The sequence below is a fragment of the Ignavibacteria bacterium genome (genome assembly GCA_016707005.1).
Classification (GTDB): Bacteria; Bacteroidota; Ignavibacteria; order Kapaibacteriales; family Kapaibacteriaceae; genus UBA10438.
This window is the reverse complement of the sequence record JADJIQ010000002.1, coordinates 305,545-323,948: the sequence shown is the minus strand read 5'-3', so window position 1 is coordinate 323,948 and position 18,404 is coordinate 305,545. Positions and strand designations below refer to the sequence as shown.

Annotated in this window: 10 protein-coding genes; all 10 read left to right on the top strand. The window is 50.0% G+C overall.

Annotated features, from left to right (window positions below):
• The first annotated feature begins 112 nt into the window (after positions 1–112).
• Positions 113–1,996, top strand: a complete 1,884-nt coding sequence (locus tag IPI29_04240) for a hypothetical protein (GenBank protein MBK7411747.1) — start codon at positions 113–115, stop codon at positions 1,994–1,996.
• A 317-nt stretch (positions 1,997–2,313) separates the two neighbouring features.
• Positions 2,314–2,508 (top strand): hypothetical protein, encoded by a 195-nt coding sequence (locus IPI29_04235; protein MBK7411746.1) that lies wholly within the window; start codon positions 2,314–2,316, stop codon positions 2,506–2,508.
• A gap of 10 nt (positions 2,509–2,518) precedes the next feature.
• Positions 2,519–3,391: a hypothetical protein gene (locus IPI29_04230; protein MBK7411745.1), complete on the top strand. Its 873-nt coding sequence runs from the start codon at positions 2,519–2,521 to the stop codon at positions 3,389–3,391.
• A 94-nt stretch (positions 3,392–3,485) separates the two neighbouring features.
• A complete protein-coding gene (locus tag IPI29_04225; protein MBK7411744.1) occupies positions 3,486–3,980 on the top strand; it encodes a tryptophan-rich sensory protein in 495 nt (164 codons plus the stop codon).
• A 206-nt stretch (positions 3,981–4,186) separates the two neighbouring features.
• Complete coding sequence (locus IPI29_04220; protein MBK7411743.1) at positions 4,187–4,453, top strand: hypothetical protein; 267 nt, start codon at positions 4,187–4,189, stop codon at positions 4,451–4,453.
• Positions 4,450–4,869 (top strand): type II toxin-antitoxin system VapC family toxin, encoded by a 420-nt coding sequence (locus IPI29_04215; GenBank protein MBK7411742.1) that lies wholly within the window; start codon positions 4,450–4,452, stop codon positions 4,867–4,869. Before IPI29_04220 ends, IPI29_04215 begins: the two co-directional genes overlap by 4 nt.
• A gap of 222 nt (positions 4,870–5,091) precedes the next feature.
• Positions 5,092–7,125 carry an OmpA family protein gene (locus IPI29_04210; protein MBK7411741.1) on the top strand — a complete coding sequence of 678 codons (2,034 nt, stop codon included), beginning with the start codon at positions 5,092–5,094 and terminating at the stop codon, positions 7,123–7,125.
• 2 nt (positions 7,126–7,127) lie between these two features.
• Complete coding sequence (locus tag IPI29_04205) at positions 7,128–10,895, top strand: choice-of-anchor D domain-containing protein (protein MBK7411740.1); 3,768 nt, start codon at positions 7,128–7,130, stop codon at positions 10,893–10,895.
• Between the two features lie 22 nt (positions 10,896–10,917).
• Positions 10,918–14,649 carry a choice-of-anchor D domain-containing protein gene (locus IPI29_04200; GenBank protein ID MBK7411739.1) on the top strand — a complete coding sequence of 1,244 codons (3,732 nt, stop codon included), beginning with the start codon at positions 10,918–10,920 and terminating at the stop codon, positions 14,647–14,649.
• Positions 14,650–14,659: 10 nt separating this feature from the next.
• On the top strand, positions 14,660–18,397 hold the full coding sequence (locus tag IPI29_04195) for a choice-of-anchor D domain-containing protein (protein MBK7411738.1): 3,738 nt from the start codon (positions 14,660–14,662) through the stop codon (positions 18,395–18,397).
• The last annotated feature ends 7 nt before the right edge of the window (positions 18,398–18,404 follow it).

The window sequence follows — 18,404 nt, the reverse complement described above, 5'->3', positions numbered from 1 at the left end:
TAGCATCGCGCAGATTGAAGACGGCGTCACGGTATTCGTTAGGGACAATGAGTCGTATAAAGTAATTCGCTCAAACTCTCAGGGTGATGGAAGCAGTATCCTTGGTGGTTTATTGGGAATTTCTTCGCAGGGACAATACGCCTTATTTGTGAATGGAATCGACGCGAATTCAGTTGTCTCGGGCTATTCAACAGATTCTAGTGGCTTAGTCTTCAGTGATTCACTTGATAGCTTACAATCGGTTGCAACGCTCCTGGATGGCGCTGCCCTTCTCTATCTGCAGCGCCATTCTGGAGAGTTTAGGGTTTTGTTTAAGGAAGGTCCCCAATCGGAGATTGACACGCTTTGTCTCGTTTCAGAGCGTGTATTCACAGATCGCCTTTCTGATCGGTTCTATTCGATAGATCAAAGAGGGGTGATGACCGCTCGCTCAGTTATCACTTGTGATACTATCTACTCATTCACGTTGCCAAGTGCGGCCTCGCTACTTACACGACGTTTCATTGCCGTCGATCGTCCTCGTGGATTGACCTATGTTGCAATGGATAATGGGCGGCTTGTTTGCTATGACGAGATGAAGAACACTGTTCAGGCCGTATTGAGTGTCGAATCGAATATTGTTGCGCTGGATGTTGACGAGCGAGATGGACAGGTAGTAGTGACAACACCAGAATCCGTTATCGTAATGAGGAACGGAGAGCTGTTTAAGACTTTGCAATTGGACAATGTTGGTCCATTCGAATCGTTAACAGATGCCGTCTTTTGCCTAGATGGAAACAAACTCCTAGTTGCCAATTCTTTGTATTCTGAGTGGGTGGATTTAGGCGGTAGCAAGACACCGAGACTCGCATCGATCAATTCGACTCCTTTTTCAATATTCAAATCTCAGACTCACGTCCTCATTATTGGATCGTATTCGCGTGCGTATTCACTAGATCTTGATGCATTGAGAATTGTCAAGAGTCGGGAGATCAATCATCTAAGCTTAACCTTTAATTCGGGATGTAGCGAGTTTGTTAGATTCAACTCTGGCAAGCTCCACCAATTCGACTATCTCTTGGAGATTCTGGATACAATTGTCGTTAGCAATCATGACAACGCCACGTGCCTAGCATTCACCTGTGAGTTGAATACAGCTCTGTTCTATCAGGGAGATTCTGTTTGCATACACGATCTCAGCAATGACAAGTGTCTGTCATCGATCGATTGCTCCTTACTTGGTACTGTCCGTTCTGGCCAGATTGATGAATCGAAACATCAGGTTGTTCTATCTGGACAGAATGGTGGAATGGTCGTGGAGAACGCAATGACAACTCCGATCATTCATTACGTACCGCTCCTTAGGACACGGGTACTTGATCGCCATCGAAGGGTCTTACCCGATCATTTTGCATTTGAAGAGAAGCTTGTTCTGACGCTTCATTCGACTAGGTCCTTTGCATACTCATGGTATCCATTCGACTCAGTGAGTGTGATGAGCCTTCCGGACCCAACTTCTTCTATTAAGGGGATATTCTCTTCTGCAAGTGACAACTCACTCTACATTGCCGACAATAAGTCTCACTATTGGTGTTTCGACCCTAGCAGCAGTACTCTGACTCTTATTGATTCGACTAGTATTGACGGCAAATTGTCAACAATGGATAGGAACACGGCTACTGGTGTCAACACTGTTTCTCATTCGGAACACAACATTCTTGAATTTTCTTCTGACTGCGCACTGACTAATGTACCCGAAGCGCTCGAAAAAGACAGAGTATCATCGAGTACGAGCATACAAGTTCACGGTACGTACTTGACAGCTATTGACGCGAAGGAGAGATTGATAAAGTCGGTTCAGGTCTACGACTACCTTGGTCGTTTGATTGAGCAGTCGTCCACAAACAATGCCAGTGTTGTTGTGTTTGCTGATGGTGTGCCTGCTTGCCCAATGTATGTACGCGTGACTGGCAATGGTTGGAGTGAGGTAACATCTTTACTACTAAACATTCATTAGCAGTAATTCCTCGGGCCAGTTTCGAGTAACGGATCCGCAGATCTTGATTGTCATTACTAACAACGTCAGCGCTTCCGTGACCAGCAGAGGCAAATTACTCTAACCGCGGCATCATTAAGATCCTCAAGCTCGACTGAACGTCACCCCGAGAGAAAAGGCGAAGAGGCATACGTCACCCCGAGCGGAGTCGAGAGGCGAAAAGGCGAAGGGGCGAAGTGGCGAGGAGCCCCGTATTTCAATGATAGTGCACTGATCCGCTACTGTGAGGGCTATTTTAGAAGGCCCTTTCAAGTGCACACACATGTACGGAGTACGTCATGGCTTCCGACAAACGGGTGATCATCAACAACGATGGGATGTGGGGCCTTGTCTGGTTCCTTGCAACTGTTGGTGTCGCTATATATTACGTTCAGCAAGCAACGGACTTCTGGGGCGCTGTACTCGGGATTCTCAAAGCGCTTGTCTGGCCAGCGATGTTGATGTATCGCATCTTCACTGATCTGCACATGTAAAGGCACAACTATGCGATTTCAAACCGGTATTGTCATTCTGCGCGAAAGCTGGAATGTCCTGCGTCAAGATGCTGAACTCATCTGGTTTCCGGTGATGAGCAGCCTTGCAAGCGTAGTCATTGTTGCTCTCATTATTGCCACTGGTTTTATCATTCCGTCCATCGGTGACTGGGTGTTGAGTCTTCTAGCTGACAGTTCTAGTGATGCCATGATCTCGTTGGGACCGGTATTGGCACTTGCCATATGCTTTTGCGTCTACTACCTTCTACACTTCGTGGTCATCTACTTCAACACCGCTCTTGTTTCGTGTGTTCTGATGCGTTTTGAAGGGGGCGATCCTACAGTGATGGATGGGATTCGCATGGCCAACGAACGGATCCCACAGATACTTGCTTGGACCTTGCTGTCGGCCGGGGTTGGTACAATACTCTCTGCAATAGAACAGAGGCTTGGTTTTGTTGGCAGCATCATCATGAAGTTCATTGGTGTGGCATGGACAGTTGCCGTCTATTTCGTTATTCCCGTCATTGCAGCAGAAGGTCTAGGTCCGATCGACGCTGTGAAACGATCAGCCCAACTCCTCCGTAAATCCTGGGGCGAGGGCCTTGTTGGCAACATTGGCCTTGGTGTTGTAACTGGCATTGCCTTCCTTTGTTTAATGGCCTTGGCCGCCTTGGCGCTATGGGGCTTCTCTGTCCTCGGATCAACGTTCCTGATCGTAACAACATTGGCCCTGATCGTTGTTGGTACACTCGTCCTCAGCATCCTCAGCAGCACGCTCGGTCAGATCTTTTTAGCCGGACTCTACAGGTACGCTACCACCGGCAACGTTGCAATGGGCTTCACTGCTGAATCATTCCAAGGGGCATTCAAGAAGAAGTAGTGGTGCCTCGGCTCCGCTCGGCATGACGACAATACACGTCACCCCGAGCGAAGTCGAGGGGCATTACCGACACTGAAATGCAAAAACGCGACCAATGAACACAACGTATACATGGCAACAGTGGCTGGGGCTGCTCTTCAGTCTCCTTTTGGTCTTTGCCGCTGCTGCTGCCGGTGGACTTGCTTCGGCAAGTGCAGGGAGTTTCTTCATGGAGCTCGATCGACCTCTCTGGGCACCGCCCGCATGGTTGTTCGGTCCGGCATGGACGGTACTCTATCTTCTTATGGGCGTGGCGTCATGGCTTGTATGGCGAAGAGGGGGCTTCTCTGATGCACGTCTAGCGTTGACTCTATACGGTGTCCAGCTTGTACTGAACGGCCTATGGACCTGGCTCTTCTTCGTCATGCGGTCCGGCAGTCTCGCCTTTGTTGACCTCATTGTCCCGTGGCTCCTGATCCTCGCAACGATCATCGCGTTCTGGCGAAAGAACAAACTTGCAGGACTCATGCTCGTGCCGTATCTGATCTGGGTGGCATATGCTTCGGCGCTGACGTTCTCCTTGTGGCAGCGAAATCCATCGGTGTTGTGAGGCAGGCGTATAGATTGGAGGCCGATCTTACCGCCGCTCATCAACTCGTAAAAGGTCCCTCGTCGCTTCCGGCACGGCATGCTGTGCCCGGAGCGAAGTGGGAACTCACTGGAGAATCCTTCCGCAACGGAAGAGAGGGGGTGGTGTTGGAAAATGACAGCAAAAGGCTAAGTTGCAGTCAATGACATCATTGTGAGAAATTGAAGATGGCCGTACTAACTGTTCGAAATCTACCCGACGAGGTTCATAGAGCCTTACGATTGTTGGCTGCCGAACATGGTAGGAGTACCGAAGCTGAAGTGCGGGCGATCCTCGCCATGGCAGTTGATACACCGGACCGAATGAAGCTTGGTTCATTAGTTGAACGCATGCGTATTGAAGCTGGACTTACGGCTGCAGATGTTGAGGCATTGGAAAGATCTATTGACCAGAATCGAGACCAGCTTCCGCACGAGCCAATGGACTTCGAATGATCGTTCTCGACACCAATGTTGTCTCGGAGCTGATGCGGCCGGAACCCAATCCTTCTGTGGTTGAGTGGGCGGATGCACAGCAGATCAAAACGTTGTTCGTTACGAGTATCACGATGTCAGAGATTCTCTTTGGAGTGGAGGCACTACCCGCCGGAAAACGAAAGAGTCGTCTCTCTGCCTTTGCATCCGGACTTGCAGGCATCTTCGAGGACCGGGTACTCTCTTTTGATTTGGATGCAGCAATACTGTACGCACCTATGGCAGCTACGGCACGAAGGCAAGGTCTTGGAATATCAATTGCTGATGGATACATCGCAGCGATCACGGCTGCACATGGTTTCGTTATTGCAACGCGGGACACAGCCCCCTTCGCATCGGTCGGGCTGGAGGTGATCGATCCGTGGGCTGCGCGATAGGTGATGACTGCCTATGGCATGCTGACTTGTTAAACCCAATGCCAGATTGCAGTTGCCGAGGCCTTGGAGTACGATCTCAAATGGCCACAGCAGTGCGGTTTGTGACGGTCAAGTCAGGCGGAATCTCCCTATGTTCGTACACAAATCTATCTCTCAGATATCCGCGGTTCGAGTTGTATATGCAGGGGTGCATTCCGTGGTTATGCTAGTTTACAAGTGTACATGAAGAACACATCAATTCGGTATTGCCTCACTGTCTGTTGCATACTTGTCAGCAATGTTCTTGCTTTTGCGCAAGCTAGGCCGGCATATGGGGTATTCGGCGATTACAACCTCAATATGTACAAGGCGGATTTTCGCACATTCCCCAATGTACCTTCATGTTGCCCGCTGTATGAAGACGGTAGTGGCGGCGGCTTATCAATTGGCCTATTCTATGAACTTCCTCTTGCTGAGAAGCTCAGGCTGGCATTGAGAGCCGGGTATTCAACAAGGGGAGGGGTGCTACTCCGAGAAGAGAATGTTGTCGTGTCGGGCAATGTACCTGGCGTCTTTGAACATTCTGTTGACGTATCGCTTGCTGATGTAGGAATTGAGCCGCTCGCACAATACAACCTGTTCGGATCTCTTTGGCTCAATCTCGGAGCAAGGGTTGCATATGTAACAACGCAAACCTTCTCTCAGAAAGAGTCAATAGTTAGCCCTTCCGACGGAGTATTCTCGAATGGCTCAAGTACGCGCAATGAGATCAATGATCAACCTATTCCATCGAGTTCGGCTCTGTTTGCCGGTGTACTTGCTGGAGCGAGCTACGATGTGCCGTTGAATGCAAACGCAACAGTGATTCTTGCTCCTGAAGTATTCTATTGCCTTGGCCTCACACCGGTTGTGTCGGATCTGGATTGGACAACAAATTCTTTTCGATTCGGACTGGCGCTGAAGTTATCGCCGCAACAGCCCGAAAGACCGATCGAACGAATCGAAGAAAAGCAAAACGTTGATACCCAGCTTGTTGTGCGTCCAATTGCAGTAGACTCCATTGGGTCCGGACATGACGCAACACAAACACTACTTACTGTTGGTGTTCTAGCAAAAGGTGTTGAAGCAAATGGGGAAGAGAAGCCAACAGTAACATTGCGCGTAGAGGAGTTTTCATCGGTACTAATGACGCCCCTTCTCAACTATGTCTTTTTTGATGAGAATAGCTCGACACTCCCCTCGCGATATAGAGTTCTGAATACCGATGAGACGAACAAATATGATGAGAAGGGGGTCAACAGCATTGACCGACTATCAACGTATTATCACCTTCTCAATATCGTTGGCAAGCGATTGCGCCAGAATCCATCTGCCACCATAACTCTTGTTGGTTGCAATGCAGACGTTGAGATGGAAAGGGGCAATCTTGCACTGTCAACAAGACGTGCTGAGTCGGTTAAGGAATACTTTGTAAAGACGTGGGGCATTGCAGACGTGCGGATCAAGACTGAGTCACGTAATCTTCCCGAGAAGGCTGCGTTCTCTCAATCTGCAGAAGGGTATCAGGAAAATCGTCGAGTTGAGATACTAACATCAAGTACCGAAATCACTGCCCCGATCATAACGAAGGACACACTCAGAAAAGCGAACCCACCCATCCTACGTTTCTATCCAAGTGTAGAGAATGACATACCTCTATCAAAGTGGATTCTCACTGCAGAGCAAAATGGAATGGTTGTAAAACGGTTTGAAGGAAGAGGAGACGTCCCGAGTTCACTTGATTGGACGATGGACCAAGAAGGCTCACACCCTCGCTCAGAAGGCTCAATGGTCTATTTACTGCAGGTGACGGACACAAACAACAGAACAGAGACATCGAGTGGCATGATCGCAGTGGAACAAACCACCATACATCGCAAGAAGATTGAGCGAAGGGGCGACAAAGAGATCAACAGATATTCGCTCATTCTCTTTGAAGTGCGCTCTTCCGACATTACATCCACGAATAAGCCGATCATTGATCTCATTCGGAAGAACATCGCGCCAAATTCTACGGTGAGCGTTGCCGGGTATACTGACCGACTAGGTGACCCTAAGGCAAACCAGACTATTGCTGAGGGTCGCGCAAAGGCCACTGCGAATGCACTACGTCTGCAAAGCGACAACGTGAGCATCTCCGGGCAGGGAAATGCCGACACCTACAACCCCGATCTACCTGAAGGCAGACTTTACACCAGAACGGTGGATGTAGTCATCGAAACACCGGTGAAGGAGTAGTGATGAAGAAGTACTATCTGCCAACTGGCTCCTTTATGAAACTCCTCGTTGCATCGTTTTTATGCCTTGCGTGTTTACATCAAGCAAGCGCTCAATCGATTACTCTGACCGATGTTGATGCTTCCAGTTTCCCGATCATGAAGGGAAAGTTCTATGCCATTGATGTAGCGGGCAACCAACAACGACCAAGTGCAGGTGAGCTATCTTTAACGGAGAACGGTCAACAGCGGACGATTACTGGCGTGTCATGCCCGCCACCGCAACCGCCCAAAGCGCTCTCCGTGGTATTGGTGATTGATGTGAGCGGGTCAATGAGCTCTGGCGTTGGTTCAGTGCCGAATATTGAGTTAGCAAAATCTGCTGCTAGGGCATGGGTCAATGGTTTGCCTCTTGGCAGTAGCGAGTGTGCTATCACAAGTTTTGACGGCTTCAATTATCTAAATCAAGATTTCACTACCGATAGGGACAAGCTGCTAAGCGCGATAACTCCGCTGAGACCCAATGGTGGTACTGACTACGATGCTGCACTTGTCAATCCAATGGCAGGTGGATTGATCGTAAGCAAGCGGGGCGTTCATCAAAAAGTAATTGTATTCCTTACGGATGGACAAGGAGACGGAACAGAAAGCGCGATCGTTGCAGAAGCAAACAGTCAAAACTGCATTGTGTATTGCGTCACGTTGGGAATGCCTGCTCCGGACATTCTTAAGAACATCGCAAGCCGCACCGGCGGCCAAACCTACGAGAACGTAACAACGGTAGAGGGTGCAGAGGATGTATACAACAAAATCCTCCAAGTAGCTCAAGGTAGCTCGCCGTGTGACATTGCCTGGATTAGCGAAGCGCCATGCTCCTCTGTCAATACTGCCGTAGAATTGACATGGCAAGGGCAGAAATCACAAACAGGCTACGCGCCGCCGTCCGGTGCTATTGCTTCGCTGACTGTAGCACCGTCCAATGCTGCCATTGGCAAGCGACTTCCTGCTACTCAAAACGATACAACGCTCACGCTCACCGCTCAAAACGCAGACTTCACCGTAACGGGTATAACACGAACATTTGGCTCTGCTGATTTTGCAGTTGTCAATACAACGTTCCCGCTTTTGATTCCGCAGAACACCAGCCGAACAATTACTCTCCGTTTATTGCCGAGTGACTCAAGTTTTAAGTATGCAAGTTTCGAAATCGCAACCGACAAATGCCCCGGCCACTTTAGCGCAAACGGCGGCTTCCCGGGGAAGAAAGCAACGGCTTCCACACTAAAGCTCACGCGGCCAAATGGAGGTGAGACTTTTGCTGTGGGTAGTGATACTGTTATCACTTGGGACGGCATTGCGCCGACCGATACTGTAACATTAGAGTACAGCCACAACAATGGCGCTACGTGGAAGCGTCTAACAAACCAAGCGACAGGGCTGCAATACACGTGGAACAATGTACCAAGGCCCACAAGTGCGAAGTGTTTAGTTAGGGTAAGCCAGGGTGTGAACACTGCTGCCAATGCCGATACTAACGGCGAGATCCTCACACTAAAAGGACATACTGACAATGTTCACAATGTTGCCTTTAGCCCTGATGGTAGTACAATTGCTACGGCAAGCTGGGACAGTACTGCGAAAATTTGGGACACAAGTACGGGTGTGCTCATTCGCACACTAACAGGACATACTTCCTATGTTTTGGGCGTTGCCTTTAGCCCTGATGGCAGTAGAATTGCTACGACAAGCGATGACGCTACTACAAAGATATGGGATGCAAATGCTGGCACGCTTATTCGCACATTAGCAGGACCTAATGTCTGGGTTAATGGCGTTGCCTTTAGCCCAAATGGTTACACAATTGCTACAGCAGGCAATGACAAAACTGCTAAAATTTGGGACGCTAATACCGGCGCGCTCATTCGCACACTAAGTCATGCATCGTATGTTAGTGGCGTTGCCTTTAGCCCTGATGGGAGCAGAATTGCTACGGCATGCCTTGATAGAACTTCAAGGATATGGGACGCAAATACGGGCGCGCTTATTCGCACACTAACAGGACATCCTGATGGTGTTATGGGCGTTGCTTTTAGCCCTGACGGAAGCAGAATAGCTACGGCAAGCCATGACTCCACCGCCAAGCTATGGGAAGCTAGTACGGGCATGCTTATTCGCACACTAACAGGACATACTTACTATGTTCGTGGCGTTGCCTTTAGCCCTGACGGAAGCAGAATAGCTACGGCAAGCGAAGATAGAACTGCCAAGCTATGGGACGCTAATACGGGCGTGCTCATTCGCACACTAACTGGACATACTTCTGAAGTCGTTGGCGTTACCTTTAGCCCTGACGGTAGCAGAATTGCTACAGCAAGCTGGGATCAAACGGCAAAGATCTGGGGCGTTGATATTGAGCCTTTGCAAGCTGATGTTTCTGACGCAGTCTTTTCGATTGTCGCACCATCGCCTGCAAGCCAAGATGTAGATATGCAGCAATGCTTAGTTGGTAGTGATCGTGATTCTTTGATTTCTTCTTTTGCAAGCAACGCAGGCACATATCCATATCGTGTGAATTCAATTACGATAACGGGTGCTGATGCCTCGCAGTTCTCACTCGTGTCGGGCATTCCGCCCTTTGCTGTGCCGCCGAGCAGCTCAAGGGCCGTAGAGTTCCGGTTCTCACCTACTTCAACGGGGACGAAAACTGCGCAACTGATTGTGTTCACACAATCCGACACGTTGAAACAAACAATTCGTGGAGAAGGAATTGCGCCATCGATTGCCGTGTTGAGTGATGTGATAGACTTCGGTAAACTTGTGGTTGGAGGGGTGAAGGATACTCTTCGCGCAGTCACAATTAAGAACATTGGCAGTGCACCGCTGAGCATTACCGCAACGCGCCATGCCGGACCAAACGACTTCGACTTCTCAACTCTTGCTGGTGGTGGGAGCTTTACTCTAGCACAAGGCGATACGGCTAAAGTGGATCTGCGATTTCTGCCATCAGATGTTGGCAGAACCAGCGGGCGTTTGTTGTTCGAGTATAGCGGCGTGGGGAGTCCGGCCACGGTGCAACTCTTTGGCGAGGGTACTATCAACAGCTTGGATACAGCGCGTACGACGGTTGTTGCCCAGGATATCTTCGCACAAGCAGGTGAGAGAGTGAACCTCATATTAACGCTCCAAAAGCAGACAGGCATGCAGCTCACGGGCGCGCCAACAAAGTGGTTTGCCCGCATCCGCTACAATTCATCGATACTCTTCGTTGAACAAAACAGCAGTGAATGCTCCGGCTCAGCCGATAGTTGCATGCTTGAACTCTCAGGGACGTACGATCCGACGAACAACGAACTGATTTCTGTTCCATGTATTGCGACGCTTGGCAACACCGACAACTCATCGATCATCATCGACGAATTCCGCTGGACAAATAGCGGAATTGTCTCGGAGACATTGACTCAAGATGGCAGAATACAAATCAATGGAATCTGCGACGATGGCGGCGCGCGGTTGTACATCTCGGCAAAGAATTCAACGTCGCTTACCACCCGTCCCAACCCAACACAAAACACAATGGAGATCCACTACGGTCTCCGTGAGCCACTGACCATCACTCTCGAACTGTTGAATATGATGGGTCAGGTAGTACAGACCTTTGTTAGCAACAAGGCAGAAGCCGCAGGCGGCTATGTCCTTACAACAGACGTCAGCGCCATTGGTAACGGGGCGTATCAATTACGGTTGATAACCAACAAGGAAACCCTCACAACTCGTGTAGATGTAGTGAAATGAGATGTATGCAATGTTGACCATCATGAAACTCCTCATCGCATCATTTCTATGCCTTGCGTGTTTACATCAAGCAAACGCTCAATCGATAACTCTCTTCGATGTTGACACTTCAAAATTCCCGACGATGACGGGAAAGATTTGGGCCTTTGATGCGGCAGGTAACCAACAACGACCAAGTGCAAGTGAGCTTTCGTTAACGGAGAACGGTCAGCCGCGGACGATAACCAGTATAACATGTCCGCCACAGCAACCGCCTAAAGCACTCTCAGTGGTATTGGTGATCGACGTGAGTGGCTCAATGGGCTCAGGCTATGGCTCAGAGCCGAATATTGAATTGGCTAAATCTGCTGCTAGGGCATGGGTCAATGGTTTGCCCCTTGGTAGGAGCGAATGTGCTATCACAAGTTTTGACGGCTCAAATTATCTGAATCAGGATTTCACTACAGATAGGGACAAGCTACTAAACGCGATATCTCCCCTGAAACCCAATGGTGGAACCGACTACGATGCCGCGCTCATCAATCCAATGGCTGGTGGGTTGATCGTAAGCAAGCGAGGCAATCATCAAAAGGTAATTGTGTTCCTTACTGATGGACAAGGGGGCGGAACAGAAAGCGCCATCGTTGCAGAAGCAAACAGCCAAAGCTGCATTGTGTATTGCGTCACGTTGGGAATGCCTGCTCCCGACATTCTCGAGAACATTGCTAGCCGCACGGGCGGGCAGACCTACGAGAACGTAACAACGGTAGAGGGAGCAGAGGATGTGTACAACAAAATCCTCCAAGTAGCTCAAGGCAGTTTGCCGTGTGACATTACCTGGACTGGCGAAGCGCCATGCTCCTCTGTCAATACTGCCGTAGAATTGACATGGCAAGGGCAGAAATCACAAGCAGGCTACGCGCCGCCGTCCGGTGCCATTGCTTCGCTGACTGTAGCACCGTCCTATGTTGCCTTTGGCAAGCGACAACCTGCTACACAAAACGATACAACACTCATGCTAACTGCTCAAAATGCAGACTTTACCGTAACGGGTATAACTCGAACATTTGGCTCTGCTGATTTTACTGTAGTCAATACTACTTTCCCTCTTACCATTCCGCAGAACACCAGCCGAACAATTACTCTCCGTTATGTGCCGAGTGATTCGAGTTTTAAGTATGCAAGTTTCGAAATCGCAACTGACAAATGCCCCCGCTACTTTAGTGCAAACAGCGGTTATCCGGGGAAGAAAATAGCTTCAACCCTGAAGCTCACGCAGCCAAACGGTGGCGAGACCTATGTAGTAGGGAGCGACACAGTGATATCATGGACAGGAATTGCACCCAGTGATCCGGTGCAATTGCAATACAGTGCTGATAACGGCATCACATGGAAAGTAATCACTAGCAAAGCGACAGGGCTGAACTTTACATGGAAGAATGTACCAAGTCCGCCAAGCGCGCAGTGTTTAGTCAGAGTAAGCCAAGGTTGGAACACCGCCACTGCCGATACTATTGGAGAGAGCCTCACACTAAAAGGACATACTGACATTGTTTGTGGTGTTGCCTTCAGCCCTGATGGTAGTAGAATAGCTACGACAAGCCTTGATAGGACTGCGAAGATATGGGACGTAAATACGGGAGTGCTCATTCGCACATTGACAGGCCATGCTGACTTTGTTTTGGATGTTGCCTATAGCCCTGATGGGAGCAGAATTGCTACGGCAAGTAGTGACGAAACCGCCAAGATATGGGACGCTAATTCTGGCGTGCTCCTCAGCACACTAACACAACATTATGGTGGTAATATTGGTGTTGCCTATAGCCCTGACGGAAGTCGCATAGCCACGGCAGGCTATGACCGAACAGCCAGGATATGGGACTCAAACACGGGCATATTCATTCTCACACTAGCAGGGCATACTAACGCTGTTCATGGCGTAGCCTTTAGCCCTGATGGGAGTAAAATAGCTACAGCAAGCGATGACCATACCGCAAAGATATGGGACGCAAACACAGGGGTTGTCACTCAGACATTAACAGGACATTATAATAGTGTCCGTGGTGTTGCGTTTAGCCCTGATGGGAGTAGAATTGCTACGGCAAGCTGGGACTTTACCACAAAGATATGGGACTCAAACACGGGCATGCTTGTTCGCACACTATCAGGAGATACTTTCGCTCTTAGCAGCGTTGCATTTAGCCCTGATGGGAGCACAATTGCTACTGCAAGCTATGACTCTACAGCAAAGATATGGGACGCAAATACGGGAGTGCTCATTCGCACAGTAGCAGGACATACTCTCCATCTTACTGAAGTTGCCTTTAGCCGTGACGGCAGCAGAATTGCTACAACAAGCTGGGACTCTACTGCAAAGATTTGGGAAGTTGGTATAGCTCCATTGCAGTCTGACGTTTCTGACGCAGTCTTCTCTATCGTCGCACCCTCTCCTGCAAGCCAAGATGTAGATATGCAGCAATGCTTGGTAGGTAGTGATCGAGACTCTTTGGTCTCGACTTTTGCTCGCAACGATGGCACCTATCCATATCGTGTTGACTCCATTGCGATCGTAGGCGCAGATGCTTCTCAGTTCTCTCTGGTGTCAGGCATTCCGCCATTTACTGTACCTTCGGGCAGCTCACGGGCCGTAGAGTTCCGGTTTTCACCTACTTCAACAGGGACAAAAACTGCACAACTGATCATCTTCACTCAAGCCGACACGCTGCAACAAACGATTCGTGGAGTAGGAATTGCTCCTTCGCTTGCTGTGTTAAGTGATGTGATTGACTTTGGCGTTCTTGAGGTAGGAGTTGCAAAAGACACCATTCGCGCAATCACTATAAAAAACGTAGGTAACGCACCGCTGAGCATTACCGCAACTCGCCATGCTGGACCAAACGACTTCGACTTCTCAACTCTTGCTGGTGGTGGAAGCTTCACTCTTGCCCAAGGTGATACGGCTAAATTGGATCTGCGGTTTCTACCATCAGATTTAGGTAGAACCAGCGGACGATTGTTGTTCGAGTACAATGGTGTAGGGAGTCCTGCCACGGTGCAACTCTTTGGCGAGGGAACGATCAACAGCTTGGATACAGCTCATACCACTGTTGTTGCCCAGGATATCATAGCCCAGGCAGGTGAGAGAGTGAACCTCACATTATCACTCCAGAAACAAACTGGCTTGCAGGCCACAGGCGCACCAACGAAGTGGTTCGCCCGCATCCGCTACAATTCATCAATACTCTTCGTTGAACAAAACGGCAGTGAATGCTCCGGTTCAGCCGATAGCTGCATGCTCGAGCTCTCAGGGACGTACAATCCGGCGAGTAACGAATTGATTTCTGTTCCATGTCTTGCGACGCTTGGCAATACCGACAACTCATCGATCATCATCGACGAATTCCGCTGGACGAATAGCGGAATTGTCGCCGAGACATTAACTCAAAATGGCAGAATACAGATCAATGGAATCTGCGACGATGGCGGCGCGCGATTGTATATCTCGGCAAAGAACTCTACGTCGCTTACAACCCGTCCCAACCCAACACAAAACACAATGGAGATCCATTACGGTCTCCGTGAGCCGCTGACCATCACTCTCGAACTGTTGAATATGATGGGTCAGGTAGTACAGACCTTTGTCAGCAACAAGGCAGAAGCCGCAGGCGGTTATGTCCTCACAACAGACGTCAGTGCCATTGGTAACGGGGCGTATCAATTGAGGTTAATAACCAACAAGGAAACTCTCACAACTCGTGTAGATGTGGTGAAATGAGATGTATGCAATGTTGACCATCATAAAACTCCTCATCGCATCGCTTCTATGCCTTGCGTGTTTACATCAAGCAAACGCTCAATCGATAACTCTCTTCGATGTTGACACTTCAAAATTCCCGACGATGACGGGAAAGATTTGGGCCTTTGATGCGGCAGGTAACCAACAACGACCAAGTGCAAGTGAGCTTTCGTTAACGGAGAACGGTCAGCCGCGGACGATAACCAGTATAACATGTCCGCCACAGCAACCGCCTAAAGCACTCTCAGTGGTATTGGTGATCGACGTGAGTGGCTCAATGGGCTCAGGCTATGGCTCGGTGCCGAATATTGAACTAGCGAAAACTGCTGCTAGGGCATGGGTCAATGGTTTGCCTCTTGATGAGAGCGAATGTGCAATCACAAGTTTTGACCATTCAAATTATCTGAACCAAGATATCACGACAGATAGGAACAAGCTACTAAGCGCGATATCGCAGCTGAAACCAAATGGCGGAACCGACTACAATGCGGCACTAGTCGATCCTATGGCCGGAGCATTGATCGTGAGCAAACGGGGCATTCATCAAAAGATAATCGTTCTGTTAACTGATGGGCAAGGTGGTGGAAGCGCAGACGCAATCGTTGCCGAGGCGAACAAACAGAACTGTGTTGTCTACTGCGTTACTTTGGGAATGAATGTTCCAGAGATACTTACAAACATCGCAAGTCGAACGGGAGGCCAGACGTACGGAAACGTAACGTCAATTGAAGAAGCAAAGAAGGTGTACTATAGTTGTCTTCAACTAGCTCAAGGAAGTTCACCGTGTGACGTCACGTGGACAAGCGATGTCGCCTGCCATGCAGGAAGCACCAATCTCGTACTAAACTGGCAAACCCAAACAGCTACCGCAAGTTATACGCCGCCTGTTTGGGCAATCGCATCGTTATCGGTAACTCCCAGTTTTGTGACCTTCGGCAAACGCCTTCCATCAACGCAAATCGACACAACGCTCACGCTCACTGCCAACAACACCGACTTCACCGTTACCGGCATCAGCCGCACGTTTGGCTCCGCCGATTTTTCCGTTGTTAATACCACCTTCCCGTTTTCCGTACCGAGGGGAGCAAACAGAACAATCACGCTTCGTTGTACGCCGAGCGATTCCGGTATGAAGTACGCGAGCTTTGAAATAGCAACCGACAAATGCCCCGGCTACTTCAGCGCAAATGCGGGCTTCCCGGAAAAGAAAACCACGGCTTCTACGCTGAAGCTTACGCATCCTAATGGCGGGGAGACCTTTGCTGTGGGAAGTGATAGCGTGATAACGTGGGATGGCATTGCGCCGAGCGATACGGTAACATTAGAGTATAGCCCCGACAGTGGCACTACGTGGAAACGTCTTACAGACCAAGCTGTAGGGCTGAGATACTCGTGGAATGATGTACCAAGACCCACAAGTGCGCAGTGCTTGGTGAGGGTGATCCAAGGGGGGAGGGATGCCGACTCCAAAACCGTCCTAACGCTGAAAGGGCACACTGGTGGGGTTATTGGTATTGCTTACAGCCCTGACGGAAGCCGTATAGCCACGGCAAGCCTTGACTTTACCGCCAGGGCGTGGGATGCCAATACGGGCGTCCTCATTCGGACACTGAACGGGCACACTAATTCTGTTTTTGATATTGCCTACAGCCCTGACGGAAGCCGTATAGCCACGGCAAGCTATGACTATACCGCCAGGGCGTGGGACGCCAATACGGGATCCCTCATACGGACGCTGACGGGGTACACTGGTTGGGTTGTTGGTATTGCCTACAGCCCTGATGGCAGCCGCATAGCCACGGCAAGCTGGGACCGAATCGCCAGGGTGTGGGAGGCCAATACGGGCGTCCTTATGCTGACGCTGACTGGGCACACAGATTATGTTTTGGGTATTGCTTACAGCCCTGACGGCAGCCGCATAGCCACGACATGTAATGACCGTACCGCTAGGGTGTGGGACGCCAATACGGGCGCCCTCATGCTGACGCTGCCTGGGCACACTTCTGGGTTTAGGGGTGTTGCCTACAGCCCTGACGGCAGCCGCATAGCCACGGTTAGCTTTGACACAACCGCCAGGGTGTGGGACGCCAAAACGGGCGCCCTCATGCTTACGCTGAAGGGACACACTGGTCCGGTTTTTGGTATTGCCTTCAACCCTGACGGCATCAGCATAGCCACGACAAGCCATGACAGCACCGTGAGGGTGTGGGACGCCTATACGGGCGCGCTCATTCGGACGCTGACCGGGCACACCGATTGGGTTTCTGGTGTTGCCTACAGCCCTGACGGCAGCCGAATAGCCACGGCAAGCCATGACAATACCGCCAGGGTGTGGAATATTGGGGGAGCGCCGCCACAAGAAGATGTATCTGACGCAGTGTTCTCCATCGTCGCACCCTCTCCTGCAAGCCAAGATGTTGAAATGCAGCAATGTTTAGTTGGTAGTGATCGAGATTCTTTGGTCTCTACTTTTGCTCGCAACGATGGCACCTATCCATATCGTGTGGATTCAATTACGATAGTAGGCGCCGATGCCTCTCAGTTCTCACTGGTGTCGGGCATTCCGCCTTTTACCGTACAGTCGAGCAGCTCAAGGGCTGTGGAGTTCAGGTTCTCACCTACTTCTATTGGGACAAAAACCGCACAACTGATCATCTTCACTCAATCCGACACGTTGCGACAAATGATACGAGGAGAAGGTGTTGCGCCTTCGCTTGTTGTGTTGAGCGATGTGATCGACTTCGGCGCGCTTCACGTAGGAGTGCCAAAAGACACTCTGCATGCAATCACCATCAAGAATGTTGGCAACGCACCACTGAGCATTACCGCAACGCGCCATGCCGGACCAAACGACGTCGACTTCTCGACTCTTGCAGGTGGTGGGAGCTTTACACTTGCCCAAGGTGATACTGCTAAACTGGATCTGCGATTCTTGCCGTCAGATGCAGGCAGAACAAGCGGACGTTTGTTGTTCGAGTACAACGGTGTAGGGAGTCCGGCCACGGTGCAACTCTTTGGCGAGGGAACGGTCAACAGCTTGGATACAGCTCGTACCACTGTTGTTGCCCAGGATATCTTCGCGCAAGCAGGTGAGAGAGTCAACCTCACACTAACACTCCAAAAGCAAACTGGCATGCAGCTCACTGGCGCGCCAACAAAGTGGTATGCCCGCATCCGCTACAATTCATCGATACTCTTCGTTGAACAAAACAGCAGTGAATGTTCCGGATCAGCTGATAGCTGCATGCTCGAACTCACAGGAACCTACAATCCGGCGAGCAACGAATTGATTTCCGTCCCATGTATTGCGACACTTGGGAATACTGACAACTCATCGATCATCATCGACGACTTCCGCTGGGCAAATAGCGGAATTGTTACTGAGACGTTGACTCAAGACGGCAGAATTCAGATCAATGGGATCTGCGACGATGGCGGCGCGCGATTGTACATCTCGGCAAAGAACTCCACGTCGCTTACAACTCGTCCCAACCCAACACAAAACACGATGGAGATCCATTACGGTCTCCGTGAGCCGCTGACCATCACTCTCGAGCTGTTGAATATGATGGGTCAAGTCGTACAGACCTTTGTGAGCAACAAGGCCGAAGCCGCAGGCGGCTATGTCCTCACAACAGACGTCAGTGCCATCGGTAACGGGGCGTATCAATTACGGTTGATAACCAACAAGGAAACTCTCACAACTCGTGTAGATGTAGTGAAATGAGATGTAT